The sequence below is a fragment of the Eikenella longinqua genome, from assembly GCF_001648355.1.
GTDB classification, from domain to species: domain Bacteria; phylum Pseudomonadota; class Gammaproteobacteria; order Burkholderiales; family Neisseriaceae; genus Eikenella; species Eikenella longinqua.
Genome location: NZ_LXSL01000017.1, coordinates 53,310 through 74,223 on the forward strand (window position 1 = coordinate 53,310; position 20,914 = coordinate 74,223).

Below are 20,914 nucleotides of genomic sequence, written 5' to 3' on the forward strand. Positions count from 1 at the left end.
TTTGCTTGCCAACCAATCGGCAAGCGCCCGGCCTAGCGCCTTCTGCCGTGGGCTCGGCGGAGCGGGGCGGCGGGTTTGCCGGCGGCAGGCATACCCACCACCACGGTGTGCAGGCCGTGCACGCGGCGCTGCCAGGCGGCTTTCACTTCTTCCGCGCTCAGGCGCGAAATGGCGGCAGGGTAGCGGCTCAGGTAGTCGCTGGGCAGGTCGTTGAGGCCGATGGTTTTCAGGTAGCCTGTGAGCTCGGCGTTGGTGTCGAAGCGCAGCGGGAAGCTGCCCACCAGGTTGGCTTTGGCCTGCGCCATTTCGGCTTCGGTGGGGCCGTTGGCGGCGAAGTCGCGCAACACTTGCTGCGTGGCGGCTAGGGCGGCGCGGGCGTTGGCTTTCTCGGTGGCGAAGGAGAGGGTGAAGGGGCCGTTGGCGCGCAGCGGGGTGAGGCGGGAGGCGGCGCCGTAGGTGTAGCCGTGTTGGTCGCGCAACACTTTCATCAGCCGGCTGTCGAAACCGCCGCCGCCGAGGATGTAGTTGCCCACGGTGAGGGCGTAGAAATCGGGGTCGTGGCGGCTGATCAGCGGCATGCCGAGCACGATGTGCGCCTGGCTGCCGGAATGCGGCCGGCTGTGGGTGCGCGGGGTGCCGTTGGCGGCGGCGGGCAGCGGGGCGGGGCGTTCGCCCGGCGGCAGGCTGCCGGTGAGTTTGCCCACGATTTCTTCGGCCTGGCTGCGGCTCACGTCGCCCACAATGGCCACCACAGCGTTGCCTCGGGTGAAGTATTGGCGGTGGAAGCGGTGCAGGTCGGCGGGGGTGATGCGGCGGATGGTTTGCTCGCTGGTGCGGGCGGGGTAGCCGTAGGGGTGGGCGGGATACACTTGCCGGGTGTTGGCGATGGAGGCAACGAAGGCGGGCTGGGTGCGGTTTTGCTTGAGGTTTTCCACGGCGCGGTCTTGCTCGCGTTTGAGCACGGCGGGCTCGAAGCGCGGCGCGGCCAATACGTCGCGCATCAGGTCGAGCGCGGGGTTGAGGATGTCGCCCTTGGCGAGGCTGCGCAGGCGCACGCCGGCGCTGTCGGTGCCGCCGTAGCTGGAAAGTTGCACGGCAAGGTCGTCCACGCGGCCGAGCAGGGCTTCTTCGTTGAGGTTTTGGGTGCCGGTGTCCATCAGGGCGGCGGCGAAGTTAGCCACGCCGATTTTATCGGCGCTGTCGCGGCTGCTGCCGGCGTCGAAGGCCACGTTGATATCGACAATCGGATTTTCGTGCCGCTCCACCAGCAGCACCCGGGTGCCGTCGGCGGTTTGCCAGCGCTGGATGGGGATATCCTCGGCCAGGGCGGCGGCGGGCAGCAGGCAGGCCAGCAGCAGGATGCGGAAAAAAGGTTTCATGGGTTTGCTCCTAAAAGGGGGAAACAGGTTTTCAGGTAGCCTCTGCTTGAGGCGGGAAGGCTACCTGAAAATATCGGGCAGGCTTATCGGAACGGCCGCTACTTGGCTTCGGGATACAGCACCACGGTGGCATGCTTCTGCGCCAAGAGCCAGCGCGCGGCCTCGCGCACTTCTTCGGCACTCACCTCCAAGCGGCGGCGGCGGATTTCCTCTTCGTCTTGGTAAGAGAAGCCGGCCGACTCCAGCGAGCCCAGGTTGGAAGCCTGGGTTTCCATCGAATCTTTGGCAAACTCGCGCGCGGCCAGGCTGCGGTTGCGCACACGGGCGAGTTCCTCTTCGCCCACTCCCTGCTCGGCCACCTTGCGCACTTCGCCCCAAAACGCCGCCGTGAGCTGCTCGGGCTTCACATTGGGCGCGGGCGTGCCGCTAAACAGCAGCACATCCGGCGCGCGGCTGAGCAAATCGTAGGCTAGCGAGGCTTCGGTGGCGACTTTGCTGCCACGCACCAGATTGCGCTCGATGCGCGCCGACATGCTGCCGTCGAGCACGTTGGCCAGCATATTCAGCGCATAAGGCAGCTTGTCGTCCACCCGGCGCAGGGCGGGCACTTTCACGGCCAGCCCCACCACCGGCGAGCTCACCGGCGCGGTGGCGCGGGCAGAGCTATTGGCGGCGGCCGGCGGCTCGTTCAAATCATTGCGCGCGGGCAACGGGTGGTCCGGCAGGCTGCCGAACAGTTTTTCCACATTGTCCAACACTTCGCCCGCCTTCACGTCGCCCACAATCACCAGCGTGGCATTGTGCGGCGCATACCAGGCGCGGTACCAAGCCCGCAAATCTTCCGGCTTGAGCGCGTCCAAATCCGGCGCATAGCCGATCACCGGCGCGCGGTTTCCCGGCTTGGAGAAGGCGGCAAGGTTGATCTGCTCCCACATTTTGCCGCCGGGGTCGTTATCTGTGGTGAGTCGGCGCTCTTCGCGTATCACCTTCATTTCGTTTTCAAAATCGGCATCGCTGAAATTGAGGTTCACCATGCGGTCGGCCTCCAATTCCAGCACTTGCGGCAGATTGGCGGCGGCAAATTCTTGGTGATACACGGTTTCGTTGCGCGAAGTGAAGGCGTTGTCGTTGCCGCCCAGCGCGGAAATGCGGCGGCTGAACTCGCCGGCCGGCACGGTAGGCGTGCCTTTAAACATCATGTGCTCCAGCGCGTGGCTCAGGCCGGTTTTGCCCGCGTGCTCATCCGCGCTGCCCACCTTAAACCAAAGCTGCGTAACCGCCACCGGCGCGCGGTGGTCTTCGCGCACAATCACCTTCATACCGTTGGCCAGCACGCGCGATTGCGTTTCGGCCGCCGCCGGCAACACACAGGCCGCCAGCGCGGCGGCCACAAGCAAGGAACGGAACATAAGTTTTCCTAAAAACGGGGGAAAAGCGCATGATACCGAAATTTGCGCCCAGCCGCACGGCGGGCTGGGCAGGCTGAGGCTACCTGAAAGCGTAGCTTCAACGCAGTTAAAAATGGCCCCTCCGTAAAACCAAACACAGAACATTTGGTGCAATCAGCTGAGCTATGCCCTTCTCTGCTGACGCAGCCGAACGGAGCGCGGTTTTTCGGGTGGGCCCGAAGCGGCGCAGCCGCAAGTTCGGGCCCACCCGAAAAACCGCGCGGAGTGAGGGAAGTTTGGCGAAGCCAAACCTGTGCCCGCAGTCGTCTTTCTTTTGCCTACTTTTCTTTGATGAAGCAAAGAAAAGTAGGTGCCCGCGCCGGCATAAGGCGCAAGGGTGAACAGGATAGGAATGGCAAAAGGCTACCTGAAATTGGTAATTACGCCACTTCCCCGCAAAAGTTTTGCTGCCGACTTTATTAACTGCGTTGAAGCTACGTTTTCAGGTAGCCCTTCTCCCTTTGGCGCTATAATCCCACATCCCAACCCGATTCCCCCACACCATGAACCCAAGCTGGCAACAAGGCTGGTGGCAGGGCGCCGAACGCTGCCCCTCGCCCAACTTCTCCCCCCGCCCCCCAGGCGAAGCCGTTTCGCTGGTGGTGCTGCACAACATCTCCCTGCCGCCCTTCCAATACGGCAGCGGCGCCATCCGCGACCTGTTCGCCAACCGCATCAACCCGCAGGCACACCCCTTCTTCCCGCAGCTGGTGGATTTGCGCGTGTCCAGCCACTTCCTGATTGAGCGCAGCGGGCGCGTGGTGCAATTTGTGTCCGGCCACGACGCCGCCCACCACGCCGGCGTGTCAAGCTACCAAGGCCGCAGCGGCTGCAACGCCTTCTCCCTCGGCATCGAGCTGGAAGGCTGCGACTTTGAACCCTTCACCGAAGCCCAATACCAAGCCCTCATTCCCCTGCTGCACAGCATGACGGCAAACTACCCCATCGCCGCCATCACCGGCCACCAGCACATCGCCCCCGGCCGCAAAAGCGACCCCGGCCATTTCTTCGACTGGCCGCGCCTCGCCGCCGCCGGCCTGCCGCTGGCGGAAGAAGTGTTGGGCAACCCAGCAAACGGCGCGGCATAAGCCCGCAGCGTTTGCCCATTACGCACCAAAGGCTACCTGAAAATTAAGCGAAGCCAAAACGCCACGCAACGGCGTTTCTGCATAGCCAAATTTTTCAGGTAGCCTTTTGATGTGGTGGCTAGGAGCGTGGCAAGTGTTACTAAATAAAGAATCCCGCCTATTACAGCGGTTGCTTCACTGAATTATTGACTAGCTTCTCGCTCATACTGACGCAGCAGATATTGCAACTCATGCCGGTTCGGGTTGCCATAGGCTCTATTCGCGCCATCTGCCTTAAATTGGATTGCAGCCACTCTTTGCTTGTTAATCAATACCAAAATGAAATTATCGCCACAATTATGCGGCTCGCACAAAGAAGCCTGATAATACAAAGTGTGGTTTACCACCACTTGCTGAACCGGCGTTCCTGTCCCTCGTGCATCTTTCAGCCACCAGTTATCATCTGTATTTCTTACCGCATTACTGACAGCTTGTCGCCAAACCGTTTTATAAGGCTGTCGACTAACCAGATTCCATAAAAATACATCCCGCCCATGCGCAAGGGTAGGGAAGCCGAATATCAACAACAAGCTACACAAAAAAGATTTTTTCATCATTTACTCCTAATTACTTAAAAATATTGCCGCTCTGTTTCTTGGCAAACTACTCTATATGCTATTTCCCCAATGGTATCCGGGGTGATGGGATCGTATTTCAGGTATTGAGAAGACCCAGAAGCTATTGTTCTCCCTCTTAGATAAAAAACCCGTGATACCTCAGCCATCTGTCTAGTTGGGCAACTGATTGCAAACTGTGCTATAGATTCGTTAAATTTTTGTCCTGTCCTAATGTGTGGCAAATTCCGACTTGTATAGCGTATTTTAAACCAAACAGTGTTGTTGGTAATGGTCTGGCTATCGTAATAGATTACGCCACCACCTTCAGTGGTATTCCCAATTAACACCCACCTATCATCCATCCGCTCCGCATTCGCCGTCATCCCAGCCAACACCAGCAGCACCCCCAACAATACCTTTTTCATCTTTCTTCTCCTTAACACAATCCAACACTCCGCCATCATACCCCAAGCCAACAAAAAAGGCTGCCGGAGCTGCCAAGGTTTACTTCGTTGAACCCATCGCTTCAGCCCGACTCACACAGAAAAGGCTACCTGAAACCATATTTTGGTTTTTCAGGTAGCCTTTTGATTTATGCGCCGTGCAATGCGCCTATTTCACCACCGCCGTCAGCTTGATTTCCACCTTCCAGCCCGCATCGGCCAGCGCGGCCTGCACGCAGGCGCGGGCGGGGGCTTTGCCGGGCGCCACCCAAGCATCCCAGGCGCGGTTCATGTCCGCGTAGTCGGCCATATCGGGCAGGTAGATCACGGCTTCGCAGATGTGGGCTTTATCGGAGCCGCAGTCGGCCAGAATGCGGTCGATTTGTGCCAGCACATCGGCGGTTTGCGCTTCGATGCCGGCTTCGGGGTTGCCCGGCACTTGGCCGGAGAGGAAAACAAAGCCGTTGGCCACCACGGCTTCGGAATAGCGCGCGGCGGGGAGGTGATGGCGGATGGTCATGGCAAATCCTTTCTTTGGCAATGGGAAACGGGGGAAGGCTACCTGAAAATTTCAGGTAGCCTCTTCGGCAGGCTCTGCCAAGGCCGCGCACACGGCTTCGGTAATCCGCTCGCTGGCGCCTTGGTGGGCTTGGATAAAGCCGGCGGCCTGGGCAGAAAAACGTTCGCGTTCGGCGGGGTGCGCCAGCCAGCGCTGCACGGCGGCATACCATTCGGCGGGCGTGGCCACCTGAAGCGCGGCGCCGGCGGCCAATGCGCCCGCGCAGGCGGCGGCGAAATTGTAGGTGGAATAGCCAAACAGGGTGGGCTTGCCGCAGGCAATGGGCTCGATGATGTTTTGGCAGCCGGTGTCCACCAGGCTACCGCCCACGAAGGCCATATCGGCGGCCAGATAGTAGGCAAAGAGTTCGCCCATGCTGTCGCCCAGCCACACTTGGGTGCCAGGGTGCACCGGCTGCCCGTCGCTGCGGCGCTGCGTGCGCAGGCCGAGCGCGGCGGCGGCTTCGGCCACGGCGTCGAACCGCTCGGGATGGCGCGGCACGACCACCAAGAGCGCGTCGCCCCGATACTGCCGCCATTCTTGCAGCAGCAGCAGGGCTTCGTCTTGCTGGTTGTGGAAGCGGGTGCTGGCGCACACCACCACGGGGCGGCTGCCGATGCGCTGTTTAAACTCGGCGGCCAGGTGGCGCATAGCTTCGGGCGGGGCGATGTCGTATTTGGTGTTGCCGCACACCAGCACGTTTGCCGCGCCGATGCCGCGCAGGCGTTCTGCGTCGGCTTCGGTTTGGGCGAGCACGCGGCGGAAGCTTTGCAGGGCGGGGGCAAACAGGGAGGGCCAGCGGCGGTAGCCCTGCGCGGATTGCTCGGAGAGGCGGGCGTTGGCGAGGAACACGGGCAGGCGCGCGGCGCGGCAGGCGGCGAGCAGGTTTGGCCAGATTTCGGTTTCCATGATAATGCCGAAGCGCGGGCGGTGCTGGGCGAGGAAGGCGGCCGTCCAAGCCGGGTGGTCGTAGGGCAGGTAGCGGCATTGGGCATCGGGAAACAGGCTTTCGGCGGCGGCGCGGCCGGTGGGCGTCATTTGCGTGAGCAGCAGTGGGGCATCGGGAAAGCGGCGGCGCAAGGCCTGCACCAGCGGCACGGCGGCGCAGGTTTCGCCCACGGACACGGCGTGCACCCAGATGGCATCCTGCACGGGGTGCGGCGGCGGCTCGCCGAAGCGTTCGCCCTGGTGCAGCAGGTAGGCGGGGGCGCGGCGGCTGCGTTTGGCGAGCAGGTGGCGGCCGAGGAGGCGGCCGAGGAGGCGGGTGAGCAGGCGGTAGAGGGCTGGGAGCATGGGATGGGTGGGATTTTTCAGGTAGCCTTTGGATGGCGGAGAGGCTACCTGAAAAATGCCGTTTCGGCAAAGCCAGGTTTGAGTTGTATCGTTATGGGATTGCCTGTTTTTCAGGTAGCCTTATTGCGGGGAGGAGACTGCCTGAAAATCGGGCGCAGAGGTGTGGCGAGGCGGCGGTGTGAGGTCATTAGGTGTTTCCCGGTATCGGTAGCACTGCGGCTTGCTTTCATTTCCGTGCTGTTCGCAGAAACCGTATTTATTACACTCAACACCTAAGTTTTTTTCGCCATACAGCCAGCAATATAAATCGCATCCGGAAAGTGCGTGGATATTTATTCCTCGCCAAGAAAAATCATCTAGCGGTTTGCTCACTTCCGGGTGAGGTTCGCTGGAAATAAATTGTTTTTCGTCCACTCCTATAAATCTCGGCATATTCTCAAGCTGCGCATAAATATTTCCTTCCAAATTTGCCGGGCGACCATGCAAGGTTTTATCAAACTCTACCCGCTGCCAGCGGCCATTGATGGCCTGATATTGTCGATAGGCGAAAGTTTCGTTCCAGTCGTAACAAAGGCCTGGCCGAACAATGAGGTTCCATACACCTTGTTTATCCCGATCCAAAATTAACAGCTGCCATTTATCCGACTATTCCGGCGGAATATCCAGCCCTTTGGCATCAATCACGCGGATACTCTGCTTATTTAGACTTTCACGGTTTTCCCAATTGGCAGAACGTTCGGTAAGAATCACCGTACCGTCGCTCAGCCGCACTTCTTCCTGCCAAGTGCGTGGCGGATCCAGGCTGAAGAGGACGTATTTGGCGGCAAGGATAAACAGCCAGACGAAAAAGGGTGCGCCGATCAAGAAAAACAGTGCTTTCTTCATGATGTTCTCCATATTTGGGGAGAGAGGCTACCTGAAAAATGCAAACCTACGGGTTGCCACTACTTGTTTTCAGGTAGCCTTCCGCGCATTGGCAAAGGCTACCTGAAAAATCTTGAGACATACGCTAAACCCTTGCGGCGGCTTGGCCAAACGGCCGGCTAATCGAAGCGGATGCTGTAGCGCACTTCGCCGCTCACGGAATCGGTCCCCACGCGGCTGATGGCCTGCAGGGTGCTGTTGATCTGCCAAATCAGCTTCACGGCCTGGTTGGCGCTGGTGATGCTGTATTCGTAGCCCAGATAAAGCTCGTTGGTGATGCGTTTGCCGAAGGTGATGACTTGCTCGGCTGGGTTGAGCTCGCCGGTTTGGGTGTTGCGGGTGCGGCGGGTGGTCATGCCGAAGTCGTCAAGGAGGCCGATTTTGTCGTTGATGTTGCCGGCCAGGAAGGCGCCGGCGGCGGCGGCCACGGCGGCTTCGTCGCTTTCGTTGCCGCTGCTGGCACGGCCGAGGATGAGCCAGGAGAGCTTGTCTTTGTCGCTCATCGGCTCGCTGGCCACCAGGCTCACGCGCGGGTTATCCAAGCTGCCGAGCACTTCCACGCCGGCGCCCACGGGGGAATATTTGCGGGTGGCGCGCAGGTTGAGGTTGGGCGAGGCGAGGGGGCCCACGAAGGAAATCTGGCCTTTGTCGATCACGAGGTCTTGGCCGTAGGCTTTGTATTGGCCGCGCACGATGTTTACCGTGCCCACGGCGCGCACGTTTTCTTTGGGGCGGGCGCTAAGGTGGAGCTTGCCGCCGAGCAATACGTCGAGCCCTTGGCCGCTGAAGCGGAAGCTGTCGTTCAAGTCGAGGGAGAGGTCCATTTCCACCGGGGTGGTGGCGCCGGCGGCGGCAGGTTTTTCTTCGCCAAGCACCACCACGTCGTCGTCGAGCCCGGGCATGCTGGATTTTTGGAAGCCGAAGTGGCCGCTGTCTACTTTGAGCTCGCCGGTGAGCGCCATGCCGCGCCCGGGGTTGTAGAGCAGGCGGCTGCCGCCGCTGAGGGTGAGCTTGCGGTTGGGGGTATCGAGGATGGGGTAGCGGGCGAATTGGGCGGAAACGTCTACATCGGGCGTGGTGCCAGTGAGGTTGACGCGGCCTTTGAGCTCGACGTTGCCGTCTTTGCGGGTGAATTTGAGTGAATCCACCAGCCAGTCGCGGCCTTGGAAGCGGGAGGTGAGGCTGCCGTTATCCAGAATCACGCCGGTGTTGCGGTCGCGGTAATAAAGGTTTTTGCCGGTGGCGGTGCCGTTGAGGCGGGGCTCGCCCACGCTGCCGGACACGGTGGTGTCCACGGCCAGCTCGCCTTTGGCGCTCATGCCGCCGGGCAGGAGGTTGCGGATGGCGTCGAGGTCGGGGATGTTGAGTTTCAGGTAGCCGCTGATCGGGGCTTGGCTGATGGCGTTGCCAAACTGCTGGCTAACGGCCACGGAGGCGTCGAGCGTGCCGTAGCGGGTTTTGCCGGTGAGGCGGTTGTCGATGCGGCCGCTGTGGAAGCGGGTGTCGAGCACGAGCTTGTCTAAGCCGAGCGATTGCTGGCGGTAGGGGATGACGATGTCGCCGGATTGCTGGGAAAGTTTCAGGTAGCCTTGGGCGTCGCGGCTGTAGCGCAAGTCCCAATCGCCGGCAATCACGAGGGGGAATTGCACGGTTTTGTCGTTTCGGGCGAGGCCGAGCAGGTTGTCGAGCTCTTGCAGGTGCAAGCGGTCGGCGCTGCCTTTGCTGCTGATGCCGGTTTGCTTTTCCCACACGAAGTTTTGCAGGTTGAGGCTGCCGCCCATGGCGGCCCAGCGGGCGTTGTCGAGGCGCACGCGCTTGGCGCCGGCTTCAAGCTGGATGGGATTGAGTAGCTTGAGGTTGAAGGCGCCGCCGATGTCGAGCTGGCCGATGCGACCGTTCCATTGCTGCTCGTCGTTGAGCCCGCCGTTGGCGGCGAGGTTGAGGCGGAAGGGCTTGCCGCTGAGGCTGAGGCTGCTGCTGCCGTTGATGCTGTGGCTTTTGCCGCTGCCGTTGGCGCTGAGGTTGAGGCTGTCGATTTGGGTGCTACCGATGTGGATTTGCCGGCCGTCGAGCTTGATGTTGAGCGGCTGGCTGAGGTCGGGCGAGCCTTTGAGGTCGAAATCGAGGCGGGCGATGCGCACGGCGTTTTGCACGGCGAGGCTGTCGGCGTGGCCGTGCAGGTCGGCGGTGAGCTTGGCAGGCTCGCCGGCGAGGAAGCCTTGGGCTTTCAGGTAGCCGGTGAGGCCGAAGCCGAAGAGGTTGAGGTTGGGGGCGTCGATGTCGAGATTGAGGCGGTCGCCGGCTTTGCCGAAGCTGCCGTCGGCGCGGATGCGGTTGCGGCCGAGCAGGAGGTTGACATTGGCTTTGGGCAGGTGTTCTTGCTCGTAGCGCAAGTCGGCACGGCCGGAGAGGGGGGCGCCGGAGAGGTGGCTGTGCTGCCAATCGAGCAGGAGCTGGAGGCTGGGGCTGCTTGCCAGCGTGCCGTCGAGCTCGACGCTGCCGTTGATGCTGCCCTGCGGCAATTCGGCGAGCACGGCGGCGGGGTTGAAGCGCTCGGTGCGGATATGAGCGCTGAGTTTGCGCTCTTGAAACAGCTCGAGCGCGGCTTCGCCTTGGAGCTCGCCGCCGTTGGCGGGGCTGATTTTGACTTCGCGCAGGGAGAGGGTGCGCTGGCGGTTGGTTTTATCGGTGAGCAGCTGGAAGGTGCCGCTGGTGCCGGTTTGGCCGGCTTTGAGCTGCCAATCGGCCTGCGGGCTGCCGAGGCTACCTGAAAGTTTGATGTTGCCGTCTAGGCTGAGGGCGAGCTGCTGCTTGAGGATGTCTTGCAGTTTGAATTGCTGCACGGCGGCATCGACGGCCATGTTTTGTGTGGCGCTGTCGATGTTGCCGTTGAAGGTGAGGCGGCCGCCGGCGGCAAGCTCAGTGGCCATGTCTTCAAGGTGCAGCTTGCCGCCGGTATCTACGGTGAGCTTGCCTTTGAGCGCGGCCACGGGGATGCCGTCGGCGTTGATGGGGGCGGGGGCGTGGTTGCGCAGCTCGAGCTGGCCGTCGAGGGTGTCGGCCTGCTCGGCGGGGTTGAGCGCGAGGTTGAACACCAAGTCGGCAGCGGGCAGGGAGGCTTCAAACAGCGCGGGGTTGATCTGCCGGCCTTCGATGTTGAGGTGGGCGATTTTGCGGTTGAGCAGCGGCTCGAAGGGGCGCAGCCGGCCGGTGAGGCCGAAATGGATGTCTCCGCTGTCGAGCTGGGCTTGCAGATCGGGCTCTTGCAGGCTGCCGTTGACGGCGAAGGCGCTGTCGGCGGCTGTGCCGTCGAGCTCGCCGCTGCCGAGGATTTGGCCGCCGAGCTTAAACGGGGAGGCGGTGTCAAGGCTGAGGCTGCCTTGGAATTCGTGCCACGGCACGCGCAGGGAGGTGAGGTTCAGCTTGTGGCTTTGGTAGTCGAAGGTGTAGGCCAGCGCGGCGGATTCCACCACGGCATCGCCTTTCTGGCCAAGGCTGATGCGCCCCACTTCCAGGCGGTCGAGCTGCACGGCCAGCGGCAGATCCACGCTTTCAGGTAGCCTCATCGGAGGCCGGTCTTCTTTGGGTGGGGTGGGCTTGCTGATGATGCGGATGTCGCCGGCGGCCAGGCGGTTGACATGCAGGCGGCGCTGCCACAATTCTTTGGGCTGCCATTGCAGGCTGATGCTGCTGATGTCCACATCCGCGCCTTCGGAGGCTACCTGAATTTCTTCGCCCTGAAAGCCGCGCCACAGCGTGCCACGCAATGTTTTCACGCGGATGTCCACGCCAAACCAGGAGGGGATTTGCGTTACGCCGAAGCGCAGGCCGGATTCGGTGCCGGCCAGCCACAGCACGGAGAGCAGCAACAGCGTGAGCAGCAGCAGGAAGGCGGCCAGCAGCCGGCGCAGCCAACGGCGGCGGCGTTTGGGCGGCGGGGCGCTGCCGGCGGCGGGGTCTTCCGCCTGGGGCGGCAGCTCGTGCGAATCGATGGGGAGAGCGGTGTCGTTCATTTAGAATCGGGTTCCCAGGCTGATGTGCCAGCGCAGTTTGCGGTCGTGGTGGCCGTAGGCGAAATCGAAGGAGAAGGGGGCGATGGGGCTGAACCAGCGCACGCCCACGCCGCTGCCGTGCCGCCAGTTGATATCGGTGAAATTGTGGCTCACCGAGCCCATATCGTGAAACAGCGCCAGCGAGAAGTTTTTGCTCACCGGTTTTTGATATTCGAAGCTGGCCACGGCCAGGGTGCGGTTGGGCAGCACGGAGCCGTTGGGGCCGGGCAAGCCGATGCTGTCTTGCTCGTAGCCGCGTACGCTGTTGGCGCCGCCGCTGCGGAACAGCAGCACGGAGGGCACGTCCATATCCTGCTCGGAACGGGTGTAGCCCAGCTCGCCGCGCAGGATGAAGGTGCCGATGTTTTTGTGTTCTTCGGGCGTGAAATAGTAGCCGGCTCGGCCGTGTATGCGCTGCACGGAGGTGGAAGAGCCGAGCGTGCCGAGGGTGGCGCCCACTTTGCCTTCCAAATAGTAGCCGTTGGCCGGGCGCAGCAGGGTTTCGATGTTTTGGCGGCGCCAAGCGGCGGTGAGCATCAGCGCGTTGCTGCGGCCGAAATCGGGGCCGTCCACGATGTGGCGCGATTCGGTGATGTATTCCAGCCCGAAACGCGCTTCAATGCCGTCGCGGTCGCGCACGCGCCAGATGCCAGATTGGATGGTGTCTTTCACCAGCTTCTGCGTGGTAGAGCTGTCGTAGGCCAGGCTGCCGGTCCAATACCAGCCGTTGCGGTTGCGCGGCTGGCTCAAGCCCACGCTGGCGCTTTTTTCGTATTGGTTCACGTCCACCGCGCCGGCAAACACATAGCCTTTGTTGGCCACGTTGTAGTGCTCGTAGCCCAGGCGGATGCCAGGGCCGTCTTCCGAATCGTAGCGCAGGCCGATGTCGAACTTCTGGCGCGGCACTTCGCTCACAGACACCAAAAGCGGCACGCGGTCGTTCACCATTTTGGCGAAATCGGCCTCCACCTGGGCGCGGCTGTAGTGGCTGTCTTGCTCCAGCGCTTGCTGGTAGTCGAGGATTTTGTCGAAATCGTAGGGGTCGCCGGGCTGGAACTGCGCCATGCCGGTCACCACCGAGGCGGGGTAGCGCTCGGTGCCGCTCACTTCGATGTCGCCGAAATACACCGGCTGTTTGCTGTCCACGCTCACGGAGAGCACGGCCTGGCTGGTTTGCGGGTTGATGGTGGCGCTGCTGTCAGTGAGGGTGGCGAGCGGGTATTTGTAGCGGCGCACGGCGGAGAGCACGGCGTCTTTGCTGCTGCTCCATTCGCTGTTGATAAAGGGGTTGCCGATGGGCAGCGCCCAGTTGGCCATGGCGCGTTTGTAGTAGCCGCCCAGCTCGCCGTCTTCCAGCACTTTGCCCACAATGGACACGCCCACGTCGCTCACCTGCGTGCGCGGCCCGGGCTTCACGGTGATGCGCCAGCCGCGGCCGGCGGGGGCTACCTGAATATCGGCGCGGAAATAGCCCTGCGAACGCACGATTTGTTTGATTTCGTCGGGCGCTTCTTCGGCCAGAAACTGCATTTGCTCTTGGTCCACATCGGCATCGGGCTCGGTTTGGCGGTTGATGATGGAGAGGTGCTCGCGCAGCAGGGCGGCCAGCTCAGCGGGTGCGTTGATTGTTACGGGGAAGGGGAGTTTTTCCGGCTCGGCGTTGCTGCCTTGTTTCTCCGGCTGCTTGGCGGCGCCGTCCGGCTTGGCGGCAGCGGCCTTCTCCGGCGCGCCGTCGGCAAAGGCGGGCAGGCTCAGCAGCAGGGCGGAGGCGAGAGCGAGGGAGGGCAAACTTTTCTTCATGGGCGGCAATCAAGGAAAACTATGCGCCGACGGCGGCAAACGGCGGTCATATTAGCATTTTTGCCCTAGCTTTTGAAATGCCGGCAGGCTACCTGAAAGTGCTGCCTTGGCAAAGTTAAGGCCGGGTGTTTACGCTGCCGCCGCATAAGCGGCAAGGCCATGAAAACGAGGCGGGCGCAGAAAACCGCGCTCCCACAGCAGCCAAACCCATCAGGCTGCCGCGCATGAGGCTACCTGAAAAATCATCGTGCGCGGCAATATCCTCCCCCGCAGGTTTTCAGGTAGCCTGCCGGGCGCAATAAACGGCTGTTTGGCAAAGGCTAAGTAAATATTTGTGCCGATACGTTCGTTTCTGTTAGACTGGCTGCCTTTCTTTTTTCAAGCAATCACACAACACTACGCTTAAGGATTTGTTATGCAAGAGAATAATGCAAAGAAAGGGCCGCTGGCCGCGCTCATGCGCCTGGGGCTGGTTACGCAGATTGTCATCGGCATACTGCTCGGCATCCTGCTGGCGGCGGCGGTGCGCCACTCGTCGGCGGCCGGCCCGGTGGTGGAGCTGGGCGCGATTTTGGGCAGCCTGTTTGTGGGCGCGCTCAAGGCCGTGGCGCCGATTTTGGTGTTTGCGCTGGTGGTGGCCGCCATTTCGCAGCACCGCAGCGGCAACCCTACCAATATCCGCCCGATTTTGGTGCTGTATCTGGTTGGCACTTTTGCCGCCGCGCTGGTGGCGGTGAGCGCCAGCTTCCTGTTTCCCTCGCAGCTTCTGCTCAGCGGCGTGGAAGCGGCCAGCAATGAGGCGCCTGCCGGCATCGGCGAAGTGATGCGCCACCTGCTGATGAATTTGGTGTCGAACCCGATTCAGGCGCTGGCCAATGCCAACTACATCGGCATCCTGGCTTGGGCGCTGGTGTTGGGCACGGCCTTCCGCCACGCCAGCGAGCGCACGCGCGAAATGGTAAACGATGTGGCGCAGGCGCTGTCGCAGGTGGTGCGCTGGGTAATCCGCTTTGCGCCGGTGGGCATTTTCGGCCTGGTGCTGGTTACCATCATCAAAGAAGGTTTCGACAAGCTGGAGTTCTACCTGCACCTCTTGGCCGTGCTGCTGGGCTCGATGCTGTTTGTGGCGCTGGTAGTAAACCCGATTCTGGTGTTCATGCACACCCGCCGCAACCCGTTCCCGCTGGTGTTCACCTGCCTGCGCGAAAGCGGCGTTACCGCCTTCTTTACCCGCTCTTCCGCCGCCAATATCCCGGTAAACATGGCTTTGGCGAAGAAACTCGGCCTGCATGAAGACACTTATTCCGTATCCATCCCGCTGGGCGCCAGCATCAATATGGCCGGCGCGGCCATCACCATCACGGTGCTCACCATGGCGGCGGTGCACACGCTGGGCATTCCGGTGGATTTCTGGACGGCGCTGCTCTTGAGCGTGATCGCCTCCGTGGGTGCCTGCGGGGCTTCCGGCGTGGCCGGCGGCTCGCTGCTGCTGATTCCGATGGCATGCAGCCTGTTTAATATTTCCAACGACATCGCCATGCAGGTGGTGGGCGTGGGCTTCATCATCGGCGTGATCCAGGATTCGGCCGAAACCGCGCTCAATTCTTCCACCGACGTGCTGTTTACCGCTGCGGTGGACCAATCGCACAAACGCCCGGCAGATTGAAGCGGATAGTTTGATTTTGGTATAGCAACGCAACAGGCTACCTGAAAATTTTCAGGTAGCCTGTTTGATGATGGCTGTTTGTTGCCGGGGATGGCAGCGTTGGCCGCTTTGCCGTACTGCTTGTACTGTCTGCGGCTCACCGCCCTATCCCGATTCAAATTGAATCCGCTAAAAACCAAACCGAAAGGCTGCCGCGCCGCTTCATTTTTCAGGTAGCCCCACGGCCGGCAAAGGCTACCTGAAAATCAGGCTACCTGAAAAATCGGCAACGGATTTTTCAGGTAGCCTTTTCCTGCTTCACGCCCGCTTAGAATTTATAGGTGTATTGCAAACCCAAAATGTGCGAGCGGCTTTTGAATTTGGCCGAGCCGGTGGTGCGGCTGGACACGCAGGCCTGCGAGCCGGCGCCGGCAGCCGTGCCGCCGCACCAGCCGTTTACGTTGGCCGAGGTGTTTTTCACGTGCACATAGCTGTAAGCCAGGCTCACGCTGTGCTGCGGCGTGAGGTCGTATTTGCCGCCGAGCGAGAGCCAGATGCGGTCGGCGTCGGGCAGCGTGCTCATGCGCGTGTCGGCGCCGCGCGCCGGCGATTGGTCGTAGGCCACGCCGAAGCGCAGTTGCAACGGGTCGGTGATTTGGTAAGACGCGCCGAGCGACAGTTTATAGGTGTCGCGCCATTGCGGTGTGAGGATGGTTTGGTTGCTGCGGGCCGGCGCGGCGGGGTTTTGCGGGTTGGCTACCACTTTCTGGTTTTCAAAATTCAGCTCGGCGCGGTTGAAGCGCGAGTGGCGCGTCCAAGTGGCGTCGCCGTAGAGCGACCAGCGCGGCGAAAGCTTATACATGCCGTGCAGCGACAGCGATTCGGGGGTGATGATTTTCACGCTCGCCCCTTCGGAGGCAGCATAGCCGTTGGCGCGGATGGCGTTGGCCAGCGCGCCGCCCATCGGCGTTTGGAAGGCCGTGCCCACCAGTTTCCATTCGGCATCGCCGCTTAAAGTGTGATTCACTTTGGAGCGGTAGTTCACGCCCAGGCGCAGCGAATCGTTCACGTCCCACAGCCAGGCCAGGTTGTAGCCGAAGCCCCAATCGCTGCCTTCTACGCTGGCATAGCCGTCGGCAAAGCCGTTGCGGCGCAGCGGCGGGAACGCGCCGAAGTTGGCATATTGGCGCAGGTTGGCCGAGGTGTGCTGCGCCACCAAGCCCACGGCCACGGAATGCTGGTCGTTGATTTTATAGGCCACGGTGGGCTGCACGGCGAGGGTTTTCAGGCTCAGCTCGTTCAGGTTGTAGCGCAGCACGGAACCGTGCTGGTATTCGGTGCCCGAGCCGAAGGGCACATACACGCCCAAGCCCAGCGCCACGTCGTCGCTCAGGCGGTGCGACAGGTAGAAATGCGGCGCCAGCACCACATCCTGCGGGCGGATATTGCCGGAAGCGGCGCCCTGCACGCGCTCGGTGCCGCCGGGATAGTAGGCTTCGGCGTTTTCATATTTCACGCTCGGCGCCACGAGATTGACATTGATGCTGGCCTGCGTGCCTTCCAGCTTGGTGAGGCCGGCGGGGTTGTGGAACAGGGTGGAGGGGTCGATGGCTTCGGCGGAAGAGGAGTTGGCCGTGGCCTGGCTGCTCACCGACTGCGTGCCGAAATGGTAGCCGGAAGCCCAGGCGGGCAGGCTGAAGGAGGCGGCCACAAGCAGGGCGAGACGGGCGAGGCGGAGAGTGTTCATCATGATTCTGCAACCAAATAAAGCCGGTTTGGCAGCCGGCGCAATATTCAATCAAGGATTCGTAACGCTTGGCTTCGCGGAAGCTTGGTTTTTCAGGTAGCCTGCATTGAATATGCGGCAACAGGCTACCTGAAAAGTTACACCATAACGTTGAGCAGCTATTCTACCGGAAGATTTGTCTAAAAATGAACTTTGGCGGCGTTTGGGCAGCAGATTGCAATGTTAGGATTGGTAAATTTCCAACAGTTAGCCGGTTTGCGCGCGGCGATTGGCACAGTTTTGAAAGATTATGCCGATTTATTGCTGATTGAATATGTAAAGTTGCTTGGAAATAATTGCCGGTTTTCAGGTAGCCTGCGCCTGGGCAAAACTGCCGCCTGCCGCGCGAGCAGCCCGGCAAACCTGCGCGCCCTTGTGGCAAATGCAAACATCCCCTTGGCAAAACCAAGGGGATATTTAAATTTGGTTGCGGGGGCAGGATTTGAACCTACGACCTTCGGGTTATGAGCCCGACGAGCTACCATGCTGCTCCACCCCGCGTCAGGGAAGGCGGAATATACGCGCTTGGCGGAGGCTTGTCAAGTTTTCAGGTAGCCTGTTTGCATGGGGCTACCTGAAATTTTCTGCCAAAGCAAACGGTTGGCCGCAAAATTATTTGTCGTCTTTCTCGGGAATCGGCCGCCACAGCACCAGCTGCTTGCCGATGTGCTGCACCAATTCGGCGCCGGTGGCGGCGCACAGCGCTTCGGCGATGGCAATTCGCTCCTGCCTGTCGTCGCCGGCCACCTGCACTTTAATCAGCCCGCGCGCGGTGAGGCGGGTGTCGGTTTCTTTGATCACGGCTTCGGTCAGCCCTTGCTTGCCGATGAGGACGGTGGGGCGCAGTTGGTGTGCTTGTTGTTTGAAACGGCGGATATCTTCGGTGCTCAGTGATGAGGGCATGGTGTTTGTCTGTGTTGGGTTGTTGGATGGGGCGGAACAGGCTACCTGAAAACGATGTCTTGCGAAGCAAGGCTGAGTTTCTGCGAAGCTAAAGCGCAGCTTCAACGGAGTTAAACCGAGCGGAGCAAATTTTCAGGTAGCCTGTATGGAGAAACGCTTAACCGGCCACGCTGTCGAAACGGCGGGCGGCTTCGTCCCAGTTCACCACATGCCAGAAGGCTTTGATGTAGTCGGGGCGGCGGTTTTGGTATTTCAGGTAGTAGGCGTGTTCCCACACGTCCAGCCCGATAATCGGGAAGCCGGAGGCGCCGGCCACGGCCTGGCCCATCAACGGGGAATCTTGGTTGGCGGTGGACACGACTTTGAGTTTGCCGTTTTCATACACCAGCCAGGCCCAGCCTGAGCCGAAGCGGCTGGCGGCGGCTTTTTCAAACTCGGCCTGGAAGGCTTCCACGCTGCCGAAATCGCATTCGATGGCGGCTTTAAGCGGGCCTTGCAGGGTGGTGCCGGTTTTCAGGATTTGCCAAAACAGGCTGTGGTTGGCGTGGCCGCCGGCGTTGTTGCGCAGGGGAGTGCGCACGTTTTCGGGCAGCTCGGCGAGGCGTGCAATCAGCTCTTCGGCGGGAAGATTGGCCCACTCGGGCAGGTTGGCGAGCACGGCGTTGGCGTTGTTTACATAGGCCTGGTGGTGTTTGCTGTGGTGGATTTCCATGGTTTGCGCGTCGAAATGCGGCTCGAGCGCGTCGTAGGCATAAGGTAGGGCGGGCAGTTGGTAAGACATGATGGTTTCCTTTTTCAGATGTGGTTTTCGAGCGGGCAATGATAAGTTTTATCCATTGGCAATTCAAGGGGTTTTTTGCTATCGCTCCGGTTGGGATAATTTTGGCTGCGCCGTAGCCTGTGCTTTTTTCAGGTAGCCTTTGGGGCGCGGCCGGGCGGCCATATCGTCTCCCGCCCACTTCCTTGTATGGAAAAGAAATACCGTCGGCGTTATAATGCACGGTTTCCAAAATATTTTCCGCGCTCTGCGGCACAAACCGACATGAAACCTATCCGCAACATCGCCATCATCGCCCACGTGGACCACGGCAAAACCACACTCGTAGACCAACTCCTGCGCCAATCCGGCACCTTCCGCGCCAACCAGCATGTGGACGAGCGCGTGATGGACAGCAACGACCTCGAAAAAGAACGCGGCATCACCATCCTCGCCAAAAACACCGCCATCGAATATGAAGGCTTCCACATCAACATCGTGGACACCCCCGGCCATGCCGACTTCGGCGGCGAAGTGGAGCGCGTGCTCGGCATGGTGGACTGCGTGCTGCTTTTGGTGGACGCGCAGGAAGGCCCGATGCCGCAAACCCGCTTCGTCACCAAAAAAGCGCTGGCACTCGGCCTGAAGCCCATCGTGGTGATCAACAAAATCGACAAGCCCACCGCGCGCGCCAGCTGGGTGATCGACCAAACTTTTGATTTATTTGACAACCTCGGCGCCAACGAAGAGCAGCTCGATTTCCCCATCGTATATGCCTCCGGCCTCTCCGGATTCGCCAAGCTGCACGAAGAAGACGAAAGCAGCGATATGCGCCCGCTGTTTGAAACCATCCTCAAATACACCCCCGCGCCTTCAGGTAGCCCCGACGCGCCCCTGCAGCTGCAAATTTCCCAGCTCGACTACGACAACTACACCGGCCGGCTGGGCATCGGCCGCATCCTCAACGGCAAAATTCGCCCCGGCCAAACCGTGGCCGTGATGAACCACGACAAACAAATCGCCCAGGGCCGCATCAACCAGCTGCTCGGTTTCAGCGGGCTGGAGCGCGTGCCGCAGCAGGAAGCCGAAGCCGGCGACATCGTGCTGATTTCCGGCATCGACGAAATCGGCATCGGTGTCACCATCTGCGATAAAGACAACCCCGTCGGCCTGCCCATGCTCAGCGTGGACGAACCCACTCTGACGATGGACTTTATGGTGAACACCAGCCCGCTGGCCGGCACGGAAGGCAAATTCGTTACCAGCCGCCAAATCCGCGACCGCCTGCAACGCGAGCTGCTCACCAACGTTGCCCTCCGCGTGGAAGACACCGCCGATGCCGACGTGTTCCGCGTGTCCGGCCGCGGCGAGCTGCATCTCACCATTCTGTTGGAAAACATGCGCCGCGAAGGCTACGAGCTGGCCGTGGGCAAACCGCGCGTGGTGTACCGCGACATCAACGGCCAAAAATGCGAGCCGTATGAAAACCTCACCGTGGACGTGCCCGACGACAACCAAGGCGCGGTGATGGAAGAGCTTGGCCGCCGCCGCGGCGAGCTCACCAATATGGAAAGCGACGGCCACGGCCGCACCCGCCTCGAATACCACATCCCCGCCCGCGGCCTCATCGGCTTCCAAGGCGAATTCATGACCCTCACCCGCGGCGTCGGCCTGATGAGCCACGTGTTCGACGACTACGCCCCGGTGAAGCCCGATATGCCCGGCCGCCACAACGGCGTGCTCGTTTCCCAAGAGCAAGGCGAAGCCGTGGCTTATGCCCTGTGGAACTTGGAAGAACGCGGCCGCATGTTCGTGTCGCCCAACGACAAAATCTACGAAGGCATGATTATCGGCATCCACAGCCGCGACAACGATTTGGTGGTGAATCCGCTCAAAGGCAAAAAGCTCACCAACGTGCGCGCCAGCGGCACCGACGAAGCCGTGCGCCTCACCACGCCGATTAAGCTCACGCTGGAAAGCGCAGTGGAATTTATCGACGACGATGAGCTGGTGGAAATCACCCCCAAATCCATCCGCCTGCGCAAACGCTACCTGAGCGAACTGGAACGTCGCCGCCATTTTAAAAAGCTGGATTAAGGCCGATAAAAGCGGCTGCACACGCCAAGCCGGCAAAAGGCTACCTGAAAAAACCGCCGCATTATTTTTCAGGTAGCCTTTCCAATCGGCAGCCGGCAATCCCGCATATTTCCAACTAGCCCTTCTCCACGAAAGACGACAGCC

General features: G+C 60.9%; 16 protein-coding genes and 1 tRNA gene. 3 read left to right on the forward strand and 14 right to left on the reverse strand.

Annotated features, from left to right (window positions below; genetic code table 11):
- Positions 1-32: 32 nt before the first annotated feature.
- Together A7P95_RS04880 and A7P95_RS04885 are read right to left on the reverse strand one after the other, a co-directional pair.
- On the reverse strand, positions 33-1,379 hold the full coding sequence (locus A7P95_RS04880; RefSeq protein WP_067592044.1) for a M16 family metallopeptidase: 1,347 nt from the start codon (positions 1,377-1,379) through the stop codon (positions 33-35).
- Positions 1,380-1,477: 98 nt separating this feature from the next.
- Positions 1,478-2,788 (reverse strand): M16 family metallopeptidase, encoded by a 1,311-nt coding sequence (locus tag A7P95_RS04885; RefSeq protein WP_067592047.1) that lies wholly within the window; start codon positions 2,786-2,788, stop codon positions 1,478-1,480.
- A 542-nt stretch (positions 2,789-3,330) separates the two neighbouring features.
- On the opposite strand from A7P95_RS04885, the gene ampD reads away from it, so the two are divergent.
- Positions 3,331-3,915, forward strand: a complete 585-nt coding sequence (gene ampD / locus A7P95_RS04890; protein WP_067592050.1) for a 1,6-anhydro-N-acetylmuramyl-L-alanine amidase AmpD — start codon at positions 3,331-3,333, stop codon at positions 3,913-3,915.
- A gap of 182 nt (positions 3,916-4,097) precedes the next feature.
- Here the strand turns inward: ampD and A7P95_RS11100 are convergent, their stop codons facing one another.
- From A7P95_RS11100 to A7P95_RS04925, 8 genes are all read right to left on the reverse strand, one after another.
- The gene (locus A7P95_RS11100) at positions 4,098-4,511 is read right to left on the reverse strand and encodes an Ivy family c-type lysozyme inhibitor (protein ID WP_082890738.1); all 414 of its coding nucleotides are present in this window, start codon (positions 4,509-4,511) and stop codon (positions 4,098-4,100) included.
- A 14-nt stretch (positions 4,512-4,525) separates the two neighbouring features.
- On the reverse strand, positions 4,526-4,936 hold the full coding sequence (locus A7P95_RS04895) for a surface-adhesin E family protein (RefSeq protein ID WP_067592053.1): 411 nt from the start codon (positions 4,934-4,936) through the stop codon (positions 4,526-4,528).
- A gap of 187 nt (positions 4,937-5,123) precedes the next feature.
- The gene (locus A7P95_RS04900) at positions 5,124-5,474 is read right to left on the reverse strand and encodes a RidA family protein (RefSeq protein WP_067592056.1); all 351 of its coding nucleotides are present in this window, start codon (positions 5,472-5,474) and stop codon (positions 5,124-5,126) included.
- Positions 5,475-5,525: 51 nt separating this feature from the next.
- On the reverse strand, positions 5,526-6,806 hold the full coding sequence (gene waaA / locus A7P95_RS04905) for a lipid IV(A) 3-deoxy-D-manno-octulosonic acid transferase (protein ID WP_067592059.1): 1,281 nt from the start codon (positions 6,804-6,806) through the stop codon (positions 5,526-5,528).
- A gap of 120 nt (positions 6,807-6,926) precedes the next feature.
- Positions 6,927-7,427, reverse strand: coding sequence for a hypothetical protein (locus A7P95_RS11575; protein ID WP_156503505.1), 501 nt, complete (start codon positions 7,425-7,427; stop codon positions 6,927-6,929).
- 24 nt (positions 7,428-7,451) lie between these two features.
- Entirely contained in the window at positions 7,452-7,691 is a 240-nt protein-coding gene (locus tag A7P95_RS04915; RefSeq protein ID WP_156503506.1) for a hypothetical protein, read from the reverse strand.
- A 158-nt stretch (positions 7,692-7,849) separates the two neighbouring features.
- Entirely contained in the window at positions 7,850-11,743 is a 3,894-nt protein-coding gene (locus A7P95_RS04920) for a translocation/assembly module TamB domain-containing protein (protein WP_067592069.1), read from the reverse strand.
- Positions 11,744-13,582 carry an autotransporter assembly complex protein TamA gene (locus A7P95_RS04925; RefSeq protein ID WP_067592072.1) on the reverse strand — a complete coding sequence of 613 codons (1,839 nt, stop codon included), beginning with the start codon at positions 13,580-13,582 and terminating at the stop codon, positions 11,744-11,746.
- A gap of 415 nt (positions 13,583-13,997) precedes the next feature.
- Here A7P95_RS04925 and sstT point away from each other — a divergent pair, with 415 nt between their 5' ends.
- Positions 13,998-15,248 carry a serine/threonine transporter SstT gene (gene sstT / locus A7P95_RS04930; protein WP_067592075.1) on the forward strand — a complete coding sequence of 417 codons (1,251 nt, stop codon included), beginning with the start codon at positions 13,998-14,000 and terminating at the stop codon, positions 15,246-15,248.
- Positions 15,249-15,555: 307 nt separating this feature from the next.
- Here the strand turns inward: sstT and A7P95_RS04935 are convergent, their stop codons facing one another.
- The 4 genes from A7P95_RS04935 to sodA form a co-directional block, all read right to left on the reverse strand.
- Positions 15,556-16,974 (reverse strand): OmpP1/FadL family transporter, encoded by a 1,419-nt coding sequence (locus tag A7P95_RS04935; RefSeq protein ID WP_067592078.1) that lies wholly within the window; start codon positions 16,972-16,974, stop codon positions 15,556-15,558.
- 463 nt (positions 16,975-17,437) lie between these two features.
- Positions 17,438-17,514: transfer RNA gene (locus tag A7P95_RS04940), tRNA-Met, on the reverse strand.
- Positions 17,515-17,625: 111 nt separating this feature from the next.
- Positions 17,626-17,916, reverse strand: a complete 291-nt coding sequence (gene yhbY, locus A7P95_RS04945) for a ribosome assembly RNA-binding protein YhbY (protein WP_067592082.1) — start codon at positions 17,914-17,916, stop codon at positions 17,626-17,628.
- Positions 17,917-18,073: 157 nt separating this feature from the next.
- Complete coding sequence (sodA, locus tag A7P95_RS04950; RefSeq protein WP_067592086.1) at positions 18,074-18,697, reverse strand: superoxide dismutase [Mn]; 624 nt, start codon at positions 18,695-18,697, stop codon at positions 18,074-18,076.
- 261 nt (positions 18,698-18,958) lie between these two features.
- On the opposite strand from sodA, the gene typA reads away from it, so the two are divergent.
- On the forward strand, positions 18,959-20,770 hold the full coding sequence (gene typA, locus A7P95_RS04955) for a translational GTPase TypA (protein ID WP_067592089.1): 1,812 nt from the start codon (positions 18,959-18,961) through the stop codon (positions 20,768-20,770).
- Positions 20,771-20,914 lie beyond the last annotated feature (144 nt).